Here is a 23,711-nt window from a genome sequence, read left to right as displayed (position 1 = left end):
TGGCACCTTGTCAGCGGGAAGCGAGCGAAAATACTGCTTGCACAATGGCGTCTTCCCCTGGCGGGCATATGGTAACCGCCAGATCGCCTACCTTACCAGAAGCGGAAGAGCTTTCGAGCGACGATTGTAAACGGGCCGCGATGCGGGGGTGTATCACCACGTAGTGGAAGCCAAGGCACGCCGGCAACAGGTCATGCCGTGCGGCATTATCGATGAAAGCCGTCACTCCATGCGCGCTGGTCAGCAAGCAGATGACAGGCCGCCCCGAATCAAGACCGCCGCGCAAGTGCCGAACTATTGACGCGGGCCATTCTAGTGTGCGCCGCTCATAAGAAATATGGCGGATCACTTCTACGCCGGCTTGTTCCAGCCGCAGGCCCAACCATTCACGGCCTTCCTGACCACGCACGATCAGCGCTCGGCTCATGGCCGCGGTCAAGGCCTGCAAATACTTCCAAAGCGATTCGGAATCTTGGCTCTCTGCCTCGTGGGGGGCAAGTATGCATTCGGCGGGAACGAAGCCGGTATCCAGTACAGCCTTTGCAGTGGCCGCACCCACCGCGGCCACGCGGGTATGCTCAGGCCAGGCCGCCGGCATGGCGCCGGCCTGATTCAACTGCCGGAAATAACAGTTCACCGCATTGCCCGAGACGAAAACGACCAGATCATAGCCCCCAGGCACAGGGGGCGGGTTCAACGCGGCAGGAACCGGAACAATATCCAATACCGGCAACACCAGCGATTCCAGCCCTTTTGAAGCCAGCCGTTGCATCAAGGGTTCATTGCGACCCTTCGGACGGGTCAACAAGACCAGTGCATTAGCCAAACTGCCCGGCATGCCCGTGGCCTAGTCAGTTGGGGAGCCCGAACCAGGCGACTCCGGAATTGGATGACCGGGCAGCAGTTGGGCGAGTATCTCGCGTGCGCCTTGATCGAGCAGTTGCCCGGCCACCTGCCGCCCGAGTGCTTCCGCCTGCTCGGGCGGGCCCGATGCTTCGGCCCTTATCAGCACGGCCCCATCAGGTTCAGCGACAAGACCACGCAGGCGCAAGACCTTGTCTTCCAATTGAGCGTAAGCCGCCAACGGTACCTGGCACGACCCGCCCAGCTCCGCCGACACCGTGCGTTCGGCCAACGCGCACCACGACGAGGCGCGGCATTCCAGCGGCGCCAACCACTTGCGCAGCTCGGCCCGTTCGGCCATAACCTCGATGCCCAGGGCGCCCTGCCCCGCCGACGGCAAGCTTTGCTCGGGCGACAAATAAGCCCGTATGCGCGACTCCATGCCTAATCGCTGCAAGCCCGCCGCCGCCAGAATGATGGCCGCATACTCGCCCCGGTCGAGCTTGCCCAGCCGAGTATCGAGATTGCCGCGCAAAGGCCGCACTTCCAGGTGAGGGTAAAGTGCGCGCACCTGCGACTCGCGGCGCAAACTGGACGTGCCGACCACGGAGCCGGCCGGCAACTTGGCCAGATCGTCGACCTGATTGGACACCAGCGCATCACGCGGATCTTCGCGCTTCATGACCGCGGTCAGGGCAAAGGGCAACTTTAGGTCGACAGGCACGTCTTTAAGCGAATGCACTGCCAGATCGGCCCGCCCGTCGAGCAAGGCGGTTTCAAGCTCTTTGACAAAAAGGCCTTTGCCGCCCACCTTGGACAACGTGCGATCGAGTATCTGATCGCCGCGTGTAGTCATTTCAAGCAAGCTGACCCGGCATCGCGGATACAGCTCCAACAGCCGGCTTTTTACGTGCTCGGCTTGCCACAGCGCCAGTCGGCTAGCTCGCGTGGCGATGACCAGGCTCGCGGGGCTTTGGTTTCGCTCATGCATAGTGGTTGAAAATCAGGTAGGCGATGATCCCAATGATGGCCAGGATAAGCAACCCTTTAAGCAGCGACATGCCGCCATCAACAGCTTTCTTGTCGCCCGACGATGGTTTAAATAGACCCATGTGTATTCACCTTTTTGGCATTCTTGCGTGCGGCCAGCCATTTCCCGGCCAGGATGACCAGAGCGGCTCCGACCACTTCCGCGGCTATTTTAGCCGTGGTGGTAGGAGCACCCACTTGATTTACGACAAACACGTCGGTGACCAGCATGCCTCCGGCGATCCAGCCCAGCAGGCCGGCGCCAAACAGCACCACGATGGGGAAGCGATCAATGAGCTTGAGCACCAAGGTACTGCCCCAGATGATGATGGGCACGCTAAGCAGCAGGCCGAAGATCACATAGCCCATCTGATGATCTGTATGAGCGTTCATGGCCGCCCCGGCAATGGCGATGACGTTGTCCAGGCTCATGACGAAATCGGCGATCAGTATGGTCTTGACCGCTGTCCACACGGACGAGCCGGCAGTGATGCCGTCGTGATGGCCGTCATCCGGAAGCAATAGCTTGATGCCGATCCAGACCAGCAGCAGCCCGCCGACGACCTTCAGAAAGGGGATATTGAGCAGTTGCAGTGCAAAGAATATCAGCACCACGCGCATGATGATGGCGCCCGCCGTACCCCAAAGAATTCCACGCATCCGCTGCCTGGGATCGAGCTTGCGGCAGGCCAGCGCGATAACCACCGCATTGTCGCCTCCCAACAAGATGTCGATCATGACTATTTGGAACAGTGCGCCCCAATGCAGGGTGCTTAGAAATTCTGTCATCAGGTCTCCTGACCGTGGAAAAAGCGTGATGCACACTATCGTAGTGCAGTGGCGTGTTGCGCCGCCCGCTTGTGATCGGACTCTTCAGGGTGCAAAAGGCCCGCCGAGGCGGGCCTTTTGCATTTTTACGACACAAGCAAGCCTTACAGCACCGATTTGAGCAGTTTGCCCATTTCGGACGGGTCGCGCGTAGTGCGGATACCGCAGGCTTCCATAACCTCGAGCTTGGCATCGGCCGTGTCGGCTCCGCCTGAGATCAGAGCGCCGGCATGACCCATGCGCTTGCCCGGAGGCGCCGTGACACCGGCAATGAAGCCGACCACGGGTTTCTTCATGTTGTCTTTGGCCCATTCTGCGGCGTTGACTTCATCAGGACCGCCGATTTCACCAATCATGACAACCGCGTCAGTATCCGGATCGTCGTTGAACATCTTCAGCACATCGACGTGCTTGAGGCCATTGATGGGGTCGCCGCCAATACCAACCGCAGAGGACTGGCCCAGGCCCAGCTCGGTAAGCTGCGCCACCGCTTCGTAGGTAAGCGTGCCCGAACGGCTGACAACGCCGATACGGCCTTTGCGCGAGATATGACCGGGCATGATGCCGATCTTGATCTCGTCGGGGGTGATTAGGCCCGGGCAGTTGGGTCCCAACAGCAAGGTCTTCTTGTTTTCAGCACGCATGCGATTACGCAGCATGAGCATGTCGCGTACGGGAATGCCCTCGGTAATGCAGATGACCAGGTCCAGGTCGGCATCAACCGCTTCCCAGATGGCGTCGGCCGCGCCTGCGGGCGGAACGTAAATAACCGAAACCGTAGCGCCCGTTTCGGCTTTGGCTTCTTTAACCGAGGCGTAGATGGGTACGCCCTCGAAATCCTGGCCGGCCTTCTTGGGATGCACGCCGGCGACGAACGCCTCTTTGCCATTGGCGTATTCGCGACAATAGTGGGTATGGAACTGACCGGTTTTGCCGGTAATTCCCTGGGTAATGACTTTGGTGTCTTTGTTGATCAAGATCGACATTTACAAATCCTCGGCAAATTCTTATTTGGCGGCAGCTACGACTTTTTGCGCAGCTTCGGCCATGGTGTCGGCGCTGATGATGGGCAGGCCGGATTCGGCCAGCAGCTTCTTGCCCAGCTCTTCGTTGGTGCCCTTCATGCGCACAACCAGCGGAACGTTGAGGTTAACGGCCTTGCACGCGGCAATCACGCCTTCGGCGATGATGTCGCAGCGCATGATGCCGCCGAAGATATTGACCAGAATGGCTTGCACGCCATCGTTCTGGAGCATGATCTTGAAGGCTTCAGTGACTTTCTCGGCCGTGGCGCCGCCGCCGACGTCCAGGAAGTTGGCAGGCTCGCCGCCGAACAGCTTGATGGTGTCCATGGTGGCCATGGCCAAGCCCGCGCCGTTGACCAGGCAGCCGATGTTGCCATCAAGCTGGATATAGGCCAAGTCGAACTTGCTGGCTTCCACTTCGGCGGGGTCTTCTTCTTCAAGGTCGCGATATTCGACGATGTCAGCGTGACGGAACAGCGCATTCGAGTCAAAGTCAAATTTGGCATCCAGCGCAATGATGTTGCCTTTGCCATCACGATTCAACGGGTTGATTTCAACCAGCGACGCATCGGTTTCCATATAGCATTGGTACAGCTTCTGGAACACATCGACGGCCTGGTCGATGGACGCTTCGGGCAACTCGATTGCTTTGGCGACCTTGACGGCCTGCTCTTTGGTGAAACCAACCAGCGGGTCGATGTATTCGGTGATGATCTTCTCGGGAGTAGCCTCGGCCACTTCCTCGATGTCCATGCCGCCTTCGCTGGATGCGATGAAGGCGATTTTCTGCGTGGCGCGGTCGGTCACGACGGAAACGTAGTATTCCTTCTGGATGTCGGCGCCCTCTTCGATGTACAGGCGACGTACCTTCTGGCCTTCGGGTCCGGTCTGATGGGTCACGAGTTGCATGCCCAGGATTTCCGACGCGAGCTTGCGCACTTCGTCTATGGAACGCGCCAACTTGACGCCGCCGCCCTTGCCTCGTCCGCCGGCATGGATCTGGGCCTTGACGACCCAGACCGGCCCACCCAGTTTCTCGGCCGCGGCCACGGCTTCGTCTACGGAAAACGCGGGAATCCCGCGAGGCACCGTCACGCCAAATTTCTTCAGCAGTTCCTTGCCTTGATACTCGTGAATTTTCATTGGTTACCTGTCAGAACGTAAAAATGAGAAGAAAACCTGCAATCGACCTGTCGCCTGCATGGGCGCGCAAAACATGCATTAATCACGCTCCCGCTTTTCTTCGGGAACCGCATACCATTTGGCATAGTGTTTGGCGGCCACCGGGCCATCGACACGCAGAGCATGGCAGCCGCCCAGCTCGAAAGGCTTTTTGTCAGGCTGTTTGCCGCTGCGAACCCGTTCTTCGCGCCTGCGGCCGGCCATACATTGCACGGCTACCGTGGGCAGAAGGTAGGAAAGCTCGGTAAGGTGGGTACAGCCCGCAGCCCGGCCGAAGCGGTCTTTGACGGCACGCCGGAAGCTGCGCAACAAATTAAGGCCCACCAAACCCCGGTAGGCCGTAGAAATGCTGAAACAGTTTTCGCCAAAGGGCGCCGCATCATAAGCGGCCTCTGCTGCCGTGATGGTGTAGCCGTTGTCGATGGTGACCCGCAAGTGCATATGATGAACCGGATCGCCCTTTTTATGCGTTGTGCCGTTCTCGCGAGGAAAGTCGTAGGCTTTGACGTCGATGAGCTCGGCGTCAAGATCCCATAAACCGTCTTCGCGCGCATACGCATCCACGCGCACAGAGCGCGTGTGCAGCAATTCGCGAGGGGCATGAGGCGGCGGCAATGGCATTGAAAATGCTGGGACAGACAGAGACGATAAACTCTGGAAGTATAACGCAGCCCGCCCAAGCGGACGATGCGGGCCGGTGTCGCCGTCTATACAGCGCCATGCTGAAGCGGCCGGCACACTTTGCCGCAGCAATCAATAGTAAGCGCCCCCAGGCAGCCTTTACAGGCTGCCTGGTGTGTCAGTATTGGCTATGCCGCTTCACGCAGCGTTCGGGCCGCCCTCACCATCGCCTCGAGCGCTCCTCGAGTCTCGGCCCAGGCGCGCGTCTTCAGGCCGCAGTCGGGGTTGACCCAAAGCCTTTCCTTCGGCAACCGCAGGGCCGCCTTGCGCATCAGCTCAACCATGGCTTTTACATCGGGCAAATTGGGCGAATGGATGTCGTACACACCCGGGCCGATATCGTTCGGGTAAGCGAAATCTTCGAAGGCGCCCAGCAGTTCCATGTTCGAGCGGGACGTCTCGATGGTGATGACGTCCGCATCCATGGCGGCGATGGCCTCAATGATGTCATTGAACTCTGAATAGCACATATGGGTGTGAATCTGGGTGCGGTCTTCCACCTTTGACGTGGCCAGGCGGAAGCAATCCACCGCCCAGTCAAGGTAAGCTTGCCAATCGCCCCGGCGAAGCGGCAGGCCCTCGCGAAAGGCCGGCTCATCTATCTGTATGATCCGTATGCCCGCTTTTTCAAGGTCGGAAACCTCATCACGCAATGCCAAGGCAAGTTGGCGGCAAGTGTCTTCACGCGGCTGATCATCCCGCACGAAAGACCATTGCAACAGGGTGACCGGCCCCGTCAGCATGCCCTTGACCGGCTTGGTGGTCAGCGACTGGGCATAACTGCTCCAGCCCACCGTCATGGGAGCCGGACGCAAGACATCGCCATAGATAAGTGGTGGTTTGACGCAGCGCGAGCCATAGCTTTGCACCCATCCATTCTGGGTGAAAGCGAAACCGCCAAGCAGTTCGCCAAAGTATTCCACCATGTCGTTGCGCTCGGGCTCGCCGTGTACCAGAACGTCCAGCTCGACCTCTTCCTGGAACCGTACGGCGGCCTCGATTTCCGCTCGCACCTGTTTTTCATAAGCCGCGTCGGACAAAGCGCCCTGCCGCCAATCACGACGCAGGCGACGGATTTCCGCTGTCTGGGGAAAAGATCCAATGGTGGTGGTGGGAAAGTCTGGCAGATTCAAGGCCTGGCGCTGCTTTTCAATACGCTCGCCAAAGGGTGCGCGCTCGCGCGACAAACCGGCCGACTCTGCGAACCGCTTACGTACCGCCTCATTATGCGTACGGTTCGATTCGTCACGCGCCCGCAGCGCTTTACGTTGCGTTTCCAGCTTTTGCGCAATGGCTTCGTCGACGTCTCCGTCAAGCAGGCTTGCCAGGCAATGAAGTTCATCCAGTTTTTGTACGGCGAAGGACAGCCACGATTTAAGCTCGGGGTCCAACTGCGTCTCTTCTTCCAGATCGACGGGCACGTGCAGCAAAGAGCACGACGGCGCTATCCAAAGGCGATCACCCAAGCGGTCTTTCAAAGGCTTGAGTAATGCGTGGCGACTGTCTAGATCAGTGCGCCAGATGTTGCGCCCGTCAATGACGCCCGCCGAAAGGACTTGATCGCTTCTTAATACTGCAGCGACCTTTTCGGCCTGTTCCGGAGCCCGCACCAGATCCAGGTGAACGCCATGTACCGGCAGGCCGTCAAGCACCTTTAGATTGTGAGTGACACCGCCGAAATAGCTTGCCAGCAAAATACGCACGCCACCCGTGGACAACTCGTCGTATACACGCTTGAAAGCCTCTTGCCAGGCAGGCGGCAGATCCAGAGCCAGGATGGGCTCGTCGACCTGTACCCATTCAACGCCCTGCTTGGCCAGACGGTCGAGCACCTGCAAATAGACCGGAAGCAGGCGATCAAGCAGCTTAAGCTTGCCTTCATCCTGCGAGCCCTGAGTAAACGCGTCGCCCTTGCCCAGCCACAACCAGGTCAATGGCCCCGGTATCACCGGCTTGGCGGCATATCCCAGTGACAATGCTTCTGCGACCTGCTCAAAAAGCTCGGTGCGCGCGATGCGAAACTCTTGCCCCAGCGTCAGCTCAGGGACGATATAGTGGTAGTTGGTGTCGAACCACTTGGTCATCTCGGAGGCGGCGGATGGCTTTCCCGACGGCGCCCGGCCCCTACCCATGCGAAACAGGGTATCAAGGCTCACGTCTTCGCCGGAAGGCTGGCCGAACCGAGCGGGAACCGCCCCCAGCAAGGTTGTCCATTCCAGAATGTGGTCGTACCAGGCAAAATCGCCCACTGGCACCATTATTTTTTGTTTATCCTGGCCGCCTGCCTGCAAAGCCCAATGGCGTTTCCGAAGCTCGCGCCCGGTTTCCAGCAAATTGGCCTGGTCGGATTTTCCCGACCAATAGGCCTCTAGGGCAAACTTCAGTTCGCGCTGCAGCCCCATGCGCGAAAAGCCCAGGCTATGAAAAACAGTCATGTCTACTCTCTGATGGTAAAAAACGAATCATCGGCCCTGTAGTTGTTGTAAAAACACGTTCAGGGCTGCTCAGAGTGAAAGTATGCAGGTACAATTACATGAATCAAAATCAAATGCACCATCTTTAGAATGAGTAAATCTCATACTAAAGACTTGGCGCCTCGCCCCCGAAGTAGCTTCGGGGCGTCAATGCTCCGGAAACAATCATGCTGGAAATCCGCCATCTTGAAACTATCGCCGCCATTCACGAGGCCGGCAGCCTGCAAGAAGCCGCCGAAAGGCTTTATGTAACGCAGTCGGCGCTTTCGCATCAGGTTCGCGATCTTGAAACACGGCTCAAGACGCCGTTGCTGAACCGACGCACCCGCCCCGCAAGGCTTACCACAGCGGGGTTGCGCGTGCTGTCGCTGGCCGACGAAGTATTGCCTCGTCTCAAGGCCACCGAGCGCGAGCTTCAACGGCTGGCCGCGGGCCGCACGGGGCGCTTGCACCTGGCTATCGAGTGCCACTCGTGCTTTCAGTGGTTGATGCCCGCGATGGACGCCTTCAGGCAAGAGTGGCCGGATGTCACGCTTGATCTTTCGGCTGCCTTTTCGTTCGCGCCCTTGCCCGCCCTGGTGCGCGGCGATCTCGATGTAGTCATTACCTCCGACCCTCAAGAGCTCGACGCGGTACGCTACCTGCCCTTGTTTCGCTACGAGCTGGTGCTGGCGGTGGCTTCGGCCAACCCGCTGGGGCAATATCGCTACATTGAACCGCAGCAGCTTGAAGACCAGGTGCTTATCACCTACCCCGTCGAAAAGCAGCGGCTTGATGTTTTTACGGCATTTCTTGACCCTGCCGGGGTCGAGCCGGCAGCTTTGCGCACAGCCGAACTGACACCGGTTATCGCTCAGTTGGTGGCCAGCCAGCGCGGAGTCGCCGCCCTGCCCAACTGGGCGCTCACTGAATACTTGGGGCAAGGGTGGCTACGGGTTTGTCACTTGGGCGAACATGGCGTATGGCGCACGCTATATGCGGCCGTACGCACTGAAGATGCTGACACGCACTACCTGAAAGCCTTTATCGAGAAAGCACACGAAATCTGCTTCAAGAACTTAAGCGGCATCAAGACAGTGCGCGGTAATAAAGCTTCAAATGCCTAACGGACGGCTACTTGTCTTCGTGTTCGTTGTATTGGGCCAGAATTTGACGAAGACACTGCGAGGAAAACCCGCGTGAAGCCAAAAACCGAAGCTGGCGGGCATGATCTTTGGCGTCGACAGGCGGCCGGCCGAACTTTTTCTGCCAGGCTTCGGTAGCCCGCTGGATTTCGGTGCTTTGCAGCTGTTGACGGATATCGGCAAGTTGTTCGTCGGCCAGACCGTGCCGGCGTAGTTCCTGCAGCACCAGCGCGGCGCCCCTGCCGCCCGCCCTTCGGTGCACCAGGCTTTGTGCAAAACGCTCGTTTGAAAGCCAGTTGTCGCGCTCGAGCTCATCAAGCACTTTTTGCAACTGAGTAGTGTCGTCAGGGTCGGCGTGAGGGGCCAGCTTGCGGGCCAGCTCTACCCGGGAATGCTCGCGGCGCGAAAGAATGGCCACGGCCCTGGCCTTGAGCGAAGGCCCTTGTCGCTTGGGCTTGGGAACGAGTTGCTCGAAATCGCTATCGTCGAATGGGGCCATGGCAGAAAAATGATGCGGCCGCCGCCCTAAGCCTGGCTATGGGAAGGCGGTTGCCGCAACTAGAAAAGATCAGTCGACGAGTTCGTCTTCGCTGGGACCAGACGCCTGCACCGGTGTGCCGCTTACGTGGGCCACCACGCCGAGCTGCTCGCGGACTTTGTTTTCGATCTCGAACGCCATTTGAGGGTTTTCTTTGAGATACTCGCGCACATTATCTTTGCCCTGCCCGATACGCGTGCCGGCGTAGCTGTACCAGGCGCCGGCCTTGTCTACGATGCCGGCCTGGACGCCGAGATCGATGATTTCGCCTTCGCGCGAGATGCCGGCGCCGTACATGATGTCGAACTCGGCCTGCTTGAACGGAGGCGCAATCTTGTTCTTGACCACCTTGACCCGGGTTTCGTTGCCCACGATCTCGTCGCCCTTCTTGATGGCGCCTATGCGACGGATATCGAGGCGCACCGACGAGTAGAACTTGAGCGCGTTGCCGCCGGTGGTGGTTTCGGGGTTGCCGAACATGACGCCGATTTTCATGCGGATTTGGTTGATGAAAATGACCATGCAGTTGGCGCGCTTGATGTTGGCAGTGAGCTTGCGCAACGCTTGGCTCATGAGGCGGGCCTGCAGGCCGGGAAGGGAATCGCCCATGTCGCCTTCGATTTCGGCCTTGGGCACCAGGGCCGCGACCGAATCGATTACGATAAGGTCGACCGAGCCGGAGCGCACCAGTGCGTCGGTGATTTCAAGTGCCTGCTCGCCGGTGTCGGGCTGGGAAATGAGCAGGTCTTCAAGGTTGACCCCCAGCTTGGATGCGTACTGCACATCAAGCGCATGCTCGGCATCGATAAAGGCGCAGGTGCCGCCAATTTTTTGCATCTCGGCGATGACCTGCAGCGTGAGCGTGGTTTTTCCGGAGGATTCGGGGCCGTAGATTTCGACGACTCGACCGCGCGGCAGCCCGCCAACGCCCAAGGCGATATCGAGCCCGAGCGAACCGGTGGAAACCACCTGGATGTTGTGCTCTACCTGGTTGTCGCCATAGCGCATTACCGACCCTTTGCCGAATTGCTTGTCGATTTGCGATATAGCGGCGGCAAGCGCCTTGCTGCGTTCGGCGGCGGCTTTGCTTTGTTTGTCGTCCATACGGATCCCTTGGCTAAGATAACGAAAATTTGGTATTGAACAGGCTTGAACCAGCTTGAAGCCGCTGGCACAGAGCACGTTCAGAGCGATTATGGCATCAAATTATACTGTATATAAATACAGATATCTAGAAAATGCCGTATTAAACCGTAATGGCAAGCAGCGTGTCGAGTGTCAGGATTTGGAATTGCCCAGGCAACCCATAGCGCAATCAACACTTAGGCCAATTTTGATGGCCGAAGACGATAGTATTCTTGCTGATGGACTTTCTCGTTCACTGCGCCGCGACGGCAACGCTGCCAATGCTCATTTTAACGGCCGCCGGCTCGGTTGGGCAACGCGTGCAAGGGCTTGATCCAGGCGCCGACGATTAAAGGCCAAGCATTTCGCGCTCTCCGGACTCGAAGCTTCTTTCAGGCCCACGTCAGGTCTATTTCCTACAATCAAACGCATAGAAAGTATTCAGCGGGAGCCACGGCCCCTTTGGGGCTACGCCCACCCGCCTCATACTCCTATCTCATCGGCACTGCGCGCCCCGCGAACTGTAGTATGCGCACGCCGATGTGTTATATCGGCCCGGTGCACATGCATCCGGGCCTTTTTTTTCACCAAGCGGGCTCCAGCCCAAAAACACCCTACAATCGACGGTCCGTCTCACCTCGCAAGTTTCGCTGCACCGCCGGCCCACGCAGTCACTTCAAGTGCACCGTTCGGTCCAGCAGTGTGCGAGCCTCGCCGCTATGAAAAGTTGCATCAATAATGTGGTTCAAAAATCTCAAAGTATTCCGTCTCGCCCCCTCATGGTCCATTTCGCTGAACGCTCTGGAATCCGCTCTTGAAAAACATGCCTATCGGCCCGGCAACAGCCTCGAGATGCAGAACCTGGGCTGGGTGCCGCCATTCGAAGGCTCAGGCCTTGCATATGCCTTGCAAGGAAATATCTTCCTGAGCCTGCGCACCGAGAAAAAGCTGCTGCCCGCCACGGTGATCAACCAGGTTACCCGCGCCAAAGCCCTGGAAATCGAAGAGCAGCAAGGCTTCAAGCCTGGCCGCAGGCAGATGAAAGAGCTCAAAGAGCAGGTCACGGACGAGCTTCTGCCCAAGGCATTCAGCGTCTATCGCGACACTCGAGTATGGATCGACACGAACAATCGCTGGCTTGTCGTGGACGCGGCCGCGGCCGCCAAAAGCGACGAGGTCTTGGGAATGCTGGCCAAGGCCATAGACCCGTTTCCGGTCTTGCAGCTATATGTGGAACAATCGCCCGCAAGCAGCATGACAAACTGGCTGATCCAGGACGAGCCCCCCGCCGGCTTTTCGGTCGACCAGGACACCGAGCTGCGCTCCACCAGCGAAAGCCGGGCGGCAGTACGCTATCTACGCCAAAGCATAGACATCGAAGATGTGCGCAAGCATGTGCAGAACGGCAAGCAGTGTACGAGGCTGGCGCTGACATGGGCCGACCGGGTGTCGTTTGTATTGACTGACAACCTGGACATCAAGCGCGTCGCTCCGCTGGACGTACTTAAGGAAAACCAAGATCTGACCGCGCGCAACGAAGCCGATCAGCTTGATTCAGACCTGGCCTTGATGTCCGGAGAGCTCTCCCGGCTTCTGGACAGCCTGGTCGATGCCCTGGGCGGCGAAAAGAAAATGGGTTGAGCTTCGCCAAAGCCTGCCATCGGGCATTGAAAGCCCGGTGGCAAACCTTAATCGATGCCGTGGAACACGCTGTCGTCCGGCCCAATATGCGACGGCGGGCTCCACGTGACGTCGCGCAGCGAATGCTGGACCAATCCTTCGACCCCCAGCAGCACGGCAAATATGGCCATCCGTACCGGTATGCCGTTGTCGGCCTGGCGAAAAATAGCCAGGCGCGGATCGTGGTTCAGATCGACGCTAAGGTCGTGCGCTCCTTCGCGGCTGTCTCGGGGCAAGGGATGCATGATGATGGCGTCGGTGCGACCGCAGGCTTCGATGACGGCCTTGTTGACCTGAAAGTCTGCCGTATAGCCTTCCAGCTGTTCGTCCGAGAAGCGTTCTTTCTGCACCCGGGTCGCGTAGATTACGTCGGCTCCGGAGAGCCCCTGTTCCAACGAGGTGGTCTGTTCGATGACATGGCCTCTGTTTCCGGCCTGCTCTAGGATGTAGTCGGGCATCTCGAGCCCTTTGGGCGCCACCAGTGTGAATTTGAGGTCGCGATACAGCGAAAGCAGCTTGATCAGAGAATGCACAGTGCGGCCGTATTTCAGATCGCCCACCAAGGCAATGTGGGACCCGTCCAGCAATTTATCCAGGCGCGAGAACTCGGTCAGTATCGTGTAAAGGTCGAGCAGGGCCTGGCTGGGGTGCTCGCCGGGGCCGTCGCCTCCGTTGATGACCGGTATGTTGGTCGCGTCGGCAAACTCTGCCACTGAGCCTTGCTCGGGATGGCGGATGACCAGGGCGTCGACGTATCCGCTCATGACGCGGCTGGTGTCGTAAATGGATTCGCCCTTTGCCATCGACGAAAACGTAAACCCCGTCGTGTCGCACACTGAACCGCCCAAACGGCAAAACGCGGCTCCAAAGCTTACGCGGGTGCGGGTGCTTGCCTCGAAAAACAAATTGCCCAGCACAGCGCCCTCGAGCACGCGGGACACTTTCTGCCGCCTGGCGATGGGTTGCATCTGGTCGGCGATACGGAAAAATTCTTCGACCGACTCACGGGAAAACTGGTCTACCGACAGCAGTTGATGCTTTCCGTTATATGAGACGCGATCCCGCAGTGGCCCGGACTGTGCGCTTTGCGCGTATTTTTGCAGCAAGGCTTCGTTTTCAACAATTTCGGTGACGAAACGAGTAACGACTTCGGGCATGCTGCGCGCCTCTTGCGAACTTTCGGGCAGCAGCCAGGTATCCAATGCGCGGCGCTTGACGCCTATGCGTGCCGCGAATACATCGCGGGTCAGGTTGAGTCGACGCATTGCGTCGCGCAGAAAGACTTGTTGTGATACAGACATGGCGCGCCCCATTGAATAAAAATATACGCTTTGCGCATATTTTATGTCAGGCAGAGCCAAGAAGCATGTTTTTTTGGAGAAAATAGTGCGGGCGCGCAAGCTGCGTCGCGTTCTTGCAACTGGCTAGTCGAAAAGCGGCGAAGGGTCGGCCAACAAGCCATTCCAGCCAAAATTATGCGACCAGCCATCTGAAACAAGGCTGCCCATGCTGACAAGCAGCCAGCAACCCACCGCGAAGATCACCATGCTGGCGCAGTAGCATGCCAGCACGCAAATAACGGGAATCCAATGATGGCGACGGCGCCCCCGCGGCCGCAAAACCAGGCTGGCTTGCACCATATATACCCATAACAAGCCAAGCCCGGCCAAGGCGAGCCCGCACAGGAAGGCGACAAGCGGCATGCGCAGCAAATAAGAAGGAACCTCGGTAGGTATGACACTGAGCGCACACAAGACGATCAGCAATACGCCCATGCCATTGAGCCAAGCCAAAAACTTGAATCCCAGCATCAGAACCTGAGGCATGCTTCCATCCACCGGAACCCTGACCGGAGGCGAAGCCTCATTTACTATTTCGTGAACTGCCTTGTATTCATTGCCCATAAGAAAACACTCCATGAGGCCGCGGCAAATACCGGCTCATGGAGTGTAGCTCCGAAAAGAGATCAGCCGGTGTCCTCGCCGCATAGAGCGAGGACACCTTGCAACTTCAGTTGCCAGCTGGTGCAGAATCGGCAGGCGCCTGGCCGCCAACCTGGCCACCCTCTTCGCCGGCCGGCGCCTCAATCGGGTTGCCGTTTTCATCGACGCCCGCGATGGCTCGTGCAGCAGCCGTGGCATTTTGTTCCGTGCCTACGGCAAATACGAGTTGGTCAGTGTCGACCGGTGTCGTGAAGCTGGGTGCGGCAAGCATGGTGCGACCCACCACTAGCGCCAGCCGTTTATTGGGGTTCTGGGTGGTGATGTCCGTAATCTTTTTCTGGCCCATGTTGTTGAGCGCCAGAGCAAGCAAGCCATTGCCGTCTTGGCTTGTACCAGCCTGGACACCAACTAGGTCGTCTCGCGTGACGACTGGCTGGGGATTGACATATAAGGTGCCGGACTGAATCTGTACGGGCGTCCAGCCCTGCTGGTTGACCGTGTCGGCAAGAAATACCGCCACCGGCGCGCCCTGGCCGCTGGCCTGCATCGAGGTTTCAGCCGGGGCCTCCGGGGTGGCTTCGGTGGTCTGCGTGCCGGGCATAGTCTGGCACGCAGCCAGAAAAACCAGGCTCGCCGGCAACAGGATTCGACCCAACGTACGTACTGCGTTCATGTGATGCCCCTTCTTGTGGTTGTTACAACATTAAAATTCTAACAGGAAGCCCAGCGAGGGCGCGCCAACAATTGTCAATTTATGGTTCAATTACAAGAATACGTTACCCCGGAGTCATAGCGCCCGGCCTTTATCGCAGAATCCTTTCTTTCTTTGCAGCGGAGACCAATTCGTGTCTGATACCAAACACACCAACGACAGTACTTCAAACAAGCCCCGTTTCTCGGCGGGCTTGGTCACCGGCGCCATCACGCTGGCTTGGCTGGTTGTCTTCGGCGCAGTCATGATGCATGGTGTGAAAGGCGTGCATCAACACGACAGCGTCGTGTCCACGCAAGCCGAGTAAGCCGCGTCAAACCCCGGGGGGGCCAGCGCCGCCCCCCTTACATTGACAGTGACGCTGTCCAGCACTTCCCCGTCTTTTCCAATCAACTCCACCCGATGCTTGCCCGGCTTGGGCATCCACAGCATCTGTTCGCCCGCTACTGTCTCGCCCTCAATTCGCCAAGCCAATAATTCTTGCATCCGCGGTGTCTGCCCGGACGCACTGAACACCACACGCTGGTTGGCAGGCGGGATATCCGGGTCCAGTGCAAAGATAGTACCGTCGGCCGGCGCCGCGATGTAAATCGCCTGCAAATCGGCCTGCTCTTGTACGGCGGGCACTTTGCGAACCTGGGTCAGCGCAGTATCGCCCACGAAATAATCGAGGCGGGCCGGTTCGATGTCATTATCAAAACTCACTTCAGCGGCACGCACTCCTTCGGGCAATTCAGGTCGCCTGCTGCTGACTTCAGCATGCAAATAAGCCATGACGTCATGCCAAATTGGACCGGCGCCCGCCACTCCTGACACGTCCCGCATACTCTGGCCGGCGCTGTTGCCGGCCCAAACGCCCACCGTGTAGCGACTTGACCAGCCGATGGTCCAGTTATCCCGCATGTCCTTGCTGGTGCCCGTCTTGACAGCAGTCCAGAATGGAGTGACCAGAGGGCTATCCAGCCCAAAAGTGCGAGCCCGCGCGTTGGAGTCGGCCAAGACTTCTGCGACGATCCAGGACGCCGACGCGTCCATGACCCGCCTTGATTCACCACTTTCGCCCGGCTGAAGCCTGACGGACGAATACACGCCCAGGTTGGCCAGGGCCCGGTAGGCATTGGTAAGCGAAAGCAAAGTGATGTCGGCGCTGCCCAGCGCCAAACTGTATCCGTAATAGTCGCCGCCATGTGTTAGCGGCAGCCCCAGTTGCACCAGACGCTCACGAAAGGCATCGGGCGTCACCATGGTCAGAACACGCACCGCGGGGACGTTCAGCGACGACGCCAGCGCAGTGCGTGCGCTAACCCAACCCGAGAAACCTTCATCATAGTTCCGGGGAATATACAGCCCATTTCCGGTGGGCAGGTTCAATGGGCGATCCTCCAGCAAAGATGCTGTAGTCAGCCTTTGCTCCTCTATTGCCTGCTGATACAAAAATGGCTTCAAGGTAGACCCCGCCTGGCGCAGCGACTTTACATGGTCCACCCACGCAGCGTCTGAAAAACGGCCTGAAGACCCCACGTAGGCCAATATCTCGCCGCTCTTGTTATCCAACACTACTACCGCGCCATCCCGTACATTGGCGGACACCAGTTCATGGAGGCGACGATTGATTATTTTCAACACCTCCTTTTGCAACGCGGCGTCGATTGAGGTGCGCAAAGCCTGGCCGGGTGCGGGATCAAACTCGGCGACAGCCCAGCGAGAAAAATGCGGAGCCAGCTCGTGCCGATCATAGCGGGGCGACGATCCATTTCGCAGCTTCGCCGTCACGAAAAGCCTCATGTCGTCGCAGTCGGCCTTATATTGGGTTTGATTCAGCAAGGCGCAGACGCGGCTGGAGAGCAAGCCCACAGGAACATTGGGCCCCCGCAGCATGACGGCCGCCAGTGCCGACTCACGTGCATTCAGGCCGCTGGCGTGCTTCTGGAACAACACACGCGACAAAGCATCCACGCCGACCAGTTCCCCCCTGAAGGGCGCCAGATTCAGATAGGCCTCCAGAATCTCGTGCTTGCTCCAACGTCGTTCAAGCGCCTGGGCGTACATCGCCTGGTGTAGCTTTTGAAGCAGCCCTCGGCCATGCTCCGGTCGTCGGTATTCCGTCTGGATGAGACCGGCCAATTGCATGGTCAGGGTCGAGGCGCCGCGTCTGGCCGAACCGGAAACCAAGCTCCATCCGGCAGCGGCAATCGCGCGAATATCGACGCCGCTGTGCACGAAGAAACGACGATCCTCCGATTCAATAACGGCCTGGATCAGCGCGGGCGAAACCTCGTCCAGCGAAAGCCAGTCTCCGCGCCGACCATTGAAGTCGGTGCGCACCCGTTGCAGCAAATGTCCGTTCCGGTCGGTGACCAGAACATCCGAAGCGCCATAGCCATCCCGCAGCTTTGCGAATTCAGGCAAGAAGGACGAAGCGGCGAACGCGACCGAGGCCATCGTTGCCAACGCGAGCGAGGCCGCCCAAACCAGAACGGACTTCATCCATTTCATTCCGCCCCCTTGCCTACCGTTGGCGCTGACTAGCCGTTCTACTCATCGTCGATCTCCAGGGCGCCGTGATGCGGCAGCACCCCGTGCACGTCGGGCTGATAAAGCGCCTCGACGCGAGTGGGCGGCATGTTGAATCGGCCTGCCGTATTGAGACGCACGGTGTAGTCGACCACGGTCACGCCTTGCGGCAGGTATTCGTAATAAGCCCTGTAGCCGCCGAAGCTGCGTTCGACATAACTGGGAGTCAACCCTTGGGTGCGGCCTTCGCCTCGAGTCTCAATGCTGGAATCCCGCCCCAAACCACTGCCCAAAATGGTGGCGCCGGCCGGAATCGGGTCGTTGACCACCACCCACGTACCGGCACTTCGAGCCTTGATTTCGAGCCTGACGCGATAGACGTCGCCCACCGACCAGCGATTCGGATGACGTCGCGAAACAGGCGTCACACTACGCTGTATCTCGTATCCCGCCACGATCGGCTTGTCCACCGGCACCGCAGCCAAAGAACGCGTCCAGACCCAGACCTTGCCATACCCTTCCTGGGTCACATCAAGCACGCGCGTGTCGTCGCTTGCAAGCCAAGGTTCCAACACCCGGTGGATTTGGACATCCGCCGGCTCGTTCAACGAAATGTCCGCGGCTTCTGTTTTCTTCGCGGGCGAGACGCCGGTCTCTGAAATTGGCTCCTCCCATGCAAATGTGTGCAAGGCTTCACCGTCTACGCCCACATGCACCCGACCGCTTACCGGGACGGCTTCGTGCGTCTGCGCGAACTTTTCGATCGCCAACGCGCCAAGCAGGTTCTCGGTGGTGGTGCGCCATGCGCCATTGCGCTGTGCGGCCATCAAGCCTTGAGCCAGGCGCGGCGCGGCTTCCTGCCACTCGGGAAGGTCAGCCACAAGAGATAAAAGCCTGGCTGCCTCGGTTGTCGAACTTCGCATCAGCCACCACTGATCGTCGCTTTGCGCAAAAACCATTTCAGTGCCTCGGCTCAACATGCGGGCGCGCAGTATTTGCTGCGCCTGCGCCATGCGTTCGGCCCGGCGCGGCATCTCCGGCACCCGGGACAATATTGAAAGCCAGTCGATGACGGAGGACGTCGGCCAACGGTCGGGCACGATCTGTATGCTGTCGAGCATGGCCGGGCGCATGACGCCTTCTCGAGCAAGTGCCTCAAGGACCAGCAATTTGCGCAGATGCAGATCATTCGACGGGGCCCAGCGGTACCGCGCAAGGCGACCCTCAACGAACTTGATGAGGCCCTGGCGCATTGCATCGCGCGCGTCGGAGGGCAAGGCGTAGTCGAGCCCCAATGAACGCGCCTCGTCGCTGGCTGACAATAGATAGGCGGTCAGCACTTCGCTGCCGTGCCCACCACCAGGAAAATATCCCGCCAGACCATCTTCGTCGAGGTAGTCGGGCAAGGTGTGCATGAGTTCACGCCATTGCTCCGCGCTGCGCATGCCGATGGCGCGAGAGCCCAGTTGCTCAAGGCAGGTATACCGATAATCCTTGAACCACTGCACGACTCCGGGCAAACCGCCACCCAGGGAAGATTGCAGATAAACTTCCAATCCGCCGCGCGGCGCTGCGTCGCCCAGACGCAGCGCACCTTGCGGAGCCCTGAAAGAAAGATGCAGGGGCGAAGATTCGTCCACCGGCTGCAAGCCCGCCTGATGAACGGTTACCGGCACATTGGGCGCTAACGCCTGAGTAAAAGCCAAGCGATCCGCAGCCTCTTCCGCGTCGACTTCCGAAGCTTCAAGTATCCAGCTCAATTCAGCAAGCGGATCAACCTCTTCAGCTTGCGGCGCGGTCACATCCCACTGCACGATCTGCGCCTTGCCGGACGCCAGCTCTATCATCTGGATCGGCAAGGCTTCGTCCGGCAGGCCTCCTCCACGATAGGAGGCTCGGACTTCAAGTCGCATGTCGCGCCCTGTGGTGTTGCGCACCGTGACGAGGGCACGATAAGAGTCGCCCTCGCGCACCAGGGCCGGCAAGCCCGATATCACCTGAACGTCCTGGGTCGTTGAGATAGTGGCGGCGCCCTCGCCAAAACGCGCGGCACCTTCGTCAGCCAAGGCCACCAGGCGAAATGAGCTGATGGAATCGTTCAAGGGAACCACGACTGTCGCTTTGCCTTCGGCGTCGAGCTGCACATTCGGCTGCCACAACAACAAGGTATCCAGAAGTTCACGTGTGGGGCTCTTGCCGCCGCCGCCTCCAGCCGGCAAGGCCTTGCGGCCATAGTGGCGCCTTCCCACCACTTGGCTCTGACCTGTAGCGGTCTGTACGCCATAGCTTCGACGCTGGCGCATGGCCTCAAGCAAATTCCAGCTATCGTTGGCAGCCAGCTCGAGCAAAGCCTCATCCACGGCGGCAAACGCCACTTGTGCATGAGCCGCCGGCACACCCTCGGGCGTCGTCACCTGTACCTCAACTCGTGCCTCGTCCCTGACCTGATATTGCGACTGGTCAGGAGTAACCCTCACGTTCAGCCTGGCATTCTTGTCATCAACGCGAACCTCGGCCAAACCGAAACGGAAAGCAGGCTTGGACAAGTCTACAAGTGCCGTCGGCGCTTGGTATGCACCTTGTCCTCGGAAAGCCTCAAGCCAGGACGCCGGTCGCTTCCAGCCCCAGTCGAAAAAAGAATACCAGGGCACTTCGTGCAGGCGCCCCCTTAGCACCAGCACCGATACATAGACATTGGGACCCCATTCCGCCCGCACCGGAATGCGTATGCGCGGATCTTTGCCTTCAAGAGCGATTACTTCGGAATGCAGCACGCCTTCGCGCTCGACCGCCACCAGGGCGGTGGCTTGCCGGAACGGCATCCGAACCTGAAATTCGGCGGTCTCGCCGGGTTCGTAGGCTTTCTTGCCTGGAATGATGTCGATGCGATCATCGTTGCCCGCATTGAACCAAAGCTCGTCCCCGCCCACGACCCAGATGCGCGACGCCGCCTCGCTGCGCCGGCCTTCAGCATCTACCGCACTGGCGATCAACTCGATGGACCCCGAATGCTGCAATTCTGCATCGCACGGCAGCAAGCCCTGGCTGTCGGTCTTGCCTTCGCAGACTGTGCCCAGATCGCGCGTGCGGGTTTCATGCTGATAGCTGTAAAAGCCACCCACCATGCGCTGGCGCACCGTATAGGTGGTATATGCCACGGCGCGAATACTCACTGCAACGCCCGGTTGCGGCTTGCCATCAGGCGACAGCACCACGGCTTCCGCCGCCAAGGGGCGGCCCTGCTGGATCCAACTGTCGCTGCGTATGCCGGCCACGACACTTGATGGCCAGACAGCCACTGCCTGACTAAGCGTTTGCACCTGCCCGTTCGGGTCGGAAAACCCCGCCTCGAAACGCAATTCGCTGGGACGGGACACGCTGGGTATGGCATCGACACGCAGCCGTGCCCCGCCCTGCTCGTCCAAAGCTACCGCTCGCTTATCCAGAAAAAGTCGCTGATCGGGTTCTTCGGAATCCCCGCCGGAAATTCCCTCTGCGGTGGGCGGGTCAAAAGAATAACTGTCATAGTCGCGATATCTTGGGTAGCTGTCCCGAATTACCGCCGAAAGAGCAATGGGCAAGCCTGCGGCCGGCCCGCCGGATACATATGAAACCTGAATATCGGCGTTGAGCTCGGAAGGTGAGACCACGGGACCGCGGGCGTCATCCTGGGTGATTTTCAAGCTGCCCGCCAGCACCGGCAATTTGAATTCCTCGACCCGGAAATCACCATCAGGGGCGGCGTAAGCGCCATCTTTTTGCAGGGTGACTGTATATTCGCCAAGCTTGGCCGAGCGGCTCAATTCAAATTCACTATAGGCGCTCAGGCCGCCGGATGGGGTCTGCTCCCAGATCAGATCTTGCTCGTAGCTTTGCCCCGAGGCCTGGTGAATGATGAACAAGCTGTCCGGAAGCTCATCGGACGAAGGCAGGGCCAAGCCGTCTCGCGTCTGGATGCGAGCGAAATGCTTCATAAAAACCGTTTCTCCGGCGCGAAACAAACTGCGGTCGAACACAGTGTGCGTTGCAACCGTGGGTTCGGGCGACATGTCGGTAGGCACGTTGAAGCGCCAAGACTCCATGCCTCGGTTCCAATCGGACAACACAAAGGCAAAATCATCTTTGCCGTGCGCAAGCGCATGATCCTTGGAAATACGGGCGGAAACATACAAGCCGCTCAAGCCTGTTTCGCTGCAATAAGCCGGAGCATCCAACGCGCCACTGTGATGCCAGAGGCCGCTACTGTCAGTACGGCCCTCAGCCAGCAGTTCGCCCGAACAATCCAGCACCCGTATATCTGCATCGGCAACAACGCTCCCTCCATTCAGGGTCGTGACCCACACCAAGACGTCGTCCCGGCCTTGCTTCAGATGCACGCCCAAGTTGGTGACAAGCACCCCGCTGCGTACGAACATGGGACGTTCGACGCCCAGCAGCGCGGCACCCAGCCGCGGCGATTCGACCTCGAGCACGTGGAAACCCGGTTCGGCCACCGGCACTCCGATGACCTCCAAAGGCCGCTTGTCGCCTTCCATCGCAGCGGGCAATGTCAAGGCACGCACTTCTTTGCGATCGCGCAGCATCGAATAGCTCCGCACGTCGATCGCGTCTTCACCGCCCTGCCCTGGTTCGCGCCCGTCCAGCATGCGTTCGATCTGCTGCCGGGTCCAGCGGCCTCCATCCAGCCTTTGCAAACTGGCATACCAGCGCAGTATCTCTTGGTCATCGCGCGCCACGTAATCGCGCACCGTTCCCAGGGGCCTGGACAAATCACGCGCCAGCAGCTCGGGTTCGACATTCCGGACAGTCAACGGCACGGTTGGAGGATGAGCGCGCTCATCGCTTCCCGGCGGAGCATTGGCGAAACGCTCCACCGTTCCAAACGTGCCCGACGCAAACTTGACCAAAGCCGGATAAGCCGCGGTACGGATCGTCAGGGGAAACTGGGCCGCATTGCCAAGAGGCCGGCCCGCATCATCGCGCAGATCGTCGGGCAATACCACCGACAATTCAGCTTCGGGGTCGAAGGGCCCCGAAAACACCACCTGCTGCACCAGGGACTGCAACTGCTCCTCGTCCGAAGTGTCAGGAGGAATTTCACCGCCCTGAGTTCGCAAGCGCACCCGGGCCGCCAGTTCAGCCGCCACAGGCGCATTGAAGCTGACGACAATGGGAAGCACCGGCGTGCATGGCGCATTGGCATTCTCGCGCTGGCATGAGGTCGAGACCTTGAACGGTGGGCGCACTTTGAAATTAAAAGCCTGCGGTTCGGCGGCGGCCACTCCGCTGGGCGTCGCCACCCCTTTGCCGACGACCAACCTGAGGCGCGCCTCTGCGGGCAACAGCCGCTTGCATTGCAACAACTGAACAGCCGGGTCGTCGACGTAATCGCCCATATAGGCGGCGTCGAGTATGGCGTTGCGCTGCGTTGGGTCATCGATCAGTCGAACCGGTACAGCTTCGCCCAAGCCCTGTACCGCACAATGAGTATTGTCGCGCAGCGAGCCCGGGTCGACTGCGCCATTGAAACGCAAGATGAAGACCTGGTCTTCGTTCGCGCTGTCGCCATACGGCCGCCTGCCGATGACATGCGGGCCGCCGGTGCCGAAAGCAAACGAGGTCTTGCCTGTAATGCCTTGGCCGTTCAACGTGCGAAAAGCGGGGTCCACCGTTGCGGTGCATGTAACTCCGGGGCCGGGGGCCGTTCTGAAAACGAATGTCCAGTTTCGGGCGTCTGTCCAGCGCCCATCGCCTTGCACCGAATCATCATCGCAGGAGATTCGCATGGGCGCCGGGGCCGCCGCGTCTCCAAAGGCTATGGCCGGCTCGTTGAACACAGCCTTGACGCTTTCTATTGTGGCAACCGTGCCTTGGGGAGAGAATTGCGCGATATGCGCCGCGTGCACCGAGGCCGCCGTCATCAACAGCGCCACCGCCAACAAGCCGCCTCTTCTCATGGTCTCCCCTTGCTCGAGTGCTTTGGACAGAATGCAGTGTACTCAAAGCTTCAACA

At 59.2% G+C, this 23,711-nt stretch carries 18 protein-coding genes and 1 pseudogene; 4 read left to right on the top strand and 15 right to left on the bottom strand.

What is annotated here, in order from left to right:
• Nucleotides 1-10: 10 nt before the first annotated feature.
• The 8 genes from ACIY1O_RS00285 to metE all read right to left on the bottom strand — a co-directional run bounded on the left by ACIY1O_RS00285 (nt 11) and on the right by metE (nt 8,023).
• Complete coding sequence (locus tag ACIY1O_RS00285; protein ID WP_397473060.1) at nt 11-838, bottom strand: uroporphyrinogen-III synthase; 828 nt, start codon at nt 836-838, stop codon at nt 11-13.
• 9 nt (nt 839-847) lie between these two features.
• Nucleotides 848-1,834 (bottom strand): hydroxymethylbilane synthase, encoded by a 987-nt coding sequence (hemC, locus tag ACIY1O_RS00280; protein WP_397473059.1) that lies wholly within the window; start codon nt 1,832-1,834, stop codon nt 848-850.
• Nucleotides 1,827-1,955, bottom strand: coding sequence for a hypothetical protein (locus tag ACIY1O_RS00275; protein ID WP_397473058.1), 129 nt, complete (start codon nt 1,953-1,955; stop codon nt 1,827-1,829). The genes hemC and ACIY1O_RS00275 overlap by 8 nt, the downstream gene beginning before the upstream one ends.
• Nucleotides 1,942-2,661 (bottom strand): TerC family protein, encoded by a 720-nt coding sequence (locus ACIY1O_RS00270; protein WP_397473057.1) that lies wholly within the window; start codon nt 2,659-2,661, stop codon nt 1,942-1,944. Before ACIY1O_RS00270 ends, ACIY1O_RS00275 begins: the two co-directional genes overlap by 14 nt.
• Before the next feature lie 143 nt (nt 2,662-2,804).
• The gene (gene sucD / locus ACIY1O_RS00265; protein WP_397473056.1) at nt 2,805-3,686 is read right to left on the bottom strand and encodes a succinate--CoA ligase subunit alpha; all 882 of its coding nucleotides are present in this window, start codon (nt 3,684-3,686) and stop codon (nt 2,805-2,807) included.
• A gap of 21 nt (nt 3,687-3,707) precedes the next feature.
• On the bottom strand, nt 3,708-4,868 hold the full coding sequence (gene sucC, locus ACIY1O_RS00260) for an ADP-forming succinate--CoA ligase subunit beta (protein WP_397473055.1): 1,161 nt from the start codon (nt 4,866-4,868) through the stop codon (nt 3,708-3,710).
• Between the two features lie 78 nt (nt 4,869-4,946).
• A complete protein-coding gene (locus ACIY1O_RS00255) occupies nt 4,947-5,528 on the bottom strand; it encodes a DUF2889 domain-containing protein (RefSeq protein WP_397473054.1) in 582 nt (193 codons plus the stop codon).
• Nucleotides 5,529-5,716: 188 nt separating this feature from the next.
• Nucleotides 5,717-8,023: a 5-methyltetrahydropteroyltriglutamate--homocysteine S-methyltransferase gene (gene metE, locus ACIY1O_RS00250; RefSeq protein WP_397473053.1), complete on the bottom strand. Its 2,307-nt coding sequence runs from the start codon at nt 8,021-8,023 to the stop codon at nt 5,717-5,719.
• Nucleotides 8,024-8,229: 206 nt separating this feature from the next.
• Here metE and ACIY1O_RS00245 point away from each other — a divergent pair, with 206 nt between their 5' ends.
• Nucleotides 8,230-9,168 carry a LysR family transcriptional regulator gene (locus ACIY1O_RS00245; protein WP_397473052.1) on the top strand — a complete coding sequence of 313 codons (939 nt, stop codon included), beginning with the start codon at nt 8,230-8,232 and terminating at the stop codon, nt 9,166-9,168.
• Between the two features lie 7 nt (nt 9,169-9,175).
• Here the strand turns inward: ACIY1O_RS00245 and recX are convergent, their stop codons facing one another.
• A complete protein-coding gene (recX, locus tag ACIY1O_RS00240; RefSeq protein WP_397473051.1) occupies nt 9,176-9,685 on the bottom strand; it encodes a recombination regulator RecX in 510 nt (169 codons plus the stop codon).
• A 69-nt stretch (nt 9,686-9,754) separates the two neighbouring features.
• On the bottom strand, nt 9,755-10,828 hold the full coding sequence (gene recA, locus ACIY1O_RS00235; protein ID WP_397473050.1) for a recombinase RecA: 1,074 nt from the start codon (nt 10,826-10,828) through the stop codon (nt 9,755-9,757).
• 232 nt (nt 10,829-11,060) lie between these two features.
• Here recA and ACIY1O_RS00230 point away from each other — a divergent pair.
• Together ACIY1O_RS00230 and ACIY1O_RS00225 are read left to right on the top strand one after the other, a co-directional pair.
• A pseudogene (locus ACIY1O_RS00230) lies at nt 11,061-11,246 on the top strand (DNA-binding response regulator); the annotation flags it as partial.
• Nucleotides 11,247-11,587: 341 nt separating this feature from the next.
• Nucleotides 11,588-12,490: a recombination-associated protein RdgC gene (locus ACIY1O_RS00225; RefSeq protein WP_397473049.1), complete on the top strand. Its 903-nt coding sequence runs from the start codon at nt 11,588-11,590 to the stop codon at nt 12,488-12,490.
• Between the two features lie 47 nt (nt 12,491-12,537).
• Here ACIY1O_RS00225 and ACIY1O_RS00220 read toward each other — a convergent pair whose 3' ends face one another.
• The 3 genes from ACIY1O_RS00220 to ACIY1O_RS00210 form a co-directional block, all read right to left on the bottom strand.
• Nucleotides 12,538-13,830, bottom strand: coding sequence for an aspartate carbamoyltransferase (locus tag ACIY1O_RS00220; RefSeq protein ID WP_397473048.1), 1,293 nt, complete (start codon nt 13,828-13,830; stop codon nt 12,538-12,540).
• A 123-nt stretch (nt 13,831-13,953) separates the two neighbouring features.
• Nucleotides 13,954-14,355, bottom strand: a complete 402-nt coding sequence (locus ACIY1O_RS00215) for a hypothetical protein (RefSeq protein ID WP_397473047.1) — start codon at nt 14,353-14,355, stop codon at nt 13,954-13,956.
• A gap of 184 nt (nt 14,356-14,539) precedes the next feature.
• Entirely contained in the window at nt 14,540-15,145 is a 606-nt protein-coding gene (locus ACIY1O_RS00210; protein WP_397473046.1) for a SecDF P1 head subdomain-containing protein, read from the bottom strand.
• A 172-nt stretch (nt 15,146-15,317) separates the two neighbouring features.
• On the opposite strand from ACIY1O_RS00210, the gene ACIY1O_RS00205 reads away from it, so the two are divergent.
• The gene (locus ACIY1O_RS00205) at nt 15,318-15,491 is read left to right on the top strand and encodes a hypothetical protein (protein WP_397473045.1); all 174 of its coding nucleotides are present in this window, start codon (nt 15,318-15,320) and stop codon (nt 15,489-15,491) included.
• On the opposite strand, the gene pbpC is transcribed toward ACIY1O_RS00205, so the two are convergent.
• Together pbpC and ACIY1O_RS00195 are read right to left on the bottom strand one after the other, a co-directional pair.
• Nucleotides 15,455-17,671, bottom strand: a complete 2,217-nt coding sequence (gene pbpC / locus ACIY1O_RS00200) for a penicillin-binding protein 1C (protein ID WP_397473044.1) — start codon at nt 17,669-17,671, stop codon at nt 15,455-15,457. The genes ACIY1O_RS00205 and pbpC overlap by 37 nt on opposite strands.
• A 47-nt stretch (nt 17,672-17,718) precedes the next feature.
• A complete protein-coding gene (locus tag ACIY1O_RS00195) occupies nt 17,719-23,655 on the bottom strand; it encodes an alpha-2-macroglobulin family protein (RefSeq protein ID WP_397473043.1) in 5,937 nt (1,978 codons plus the stop codon).
• Nucleotides 23,656-23,711 lie beyond the last annotated feature (56 nt).

It is taken from the genome of Pusillimonas sp. (genome assembly GCF_044464525.1).
In the GTDB taxonomy this organism is placed as follows: Bacteria; Pseudomonadota; Gammaproteobacteria; order Burkholderiales; family Burkholderiaceae_B; genus Pusillimonas.
The sequence above is the reverse complement of the archived record's forward strand: the minus strand, read 5'-3'. Positions and strand labels throughout refer to the sequence as shown.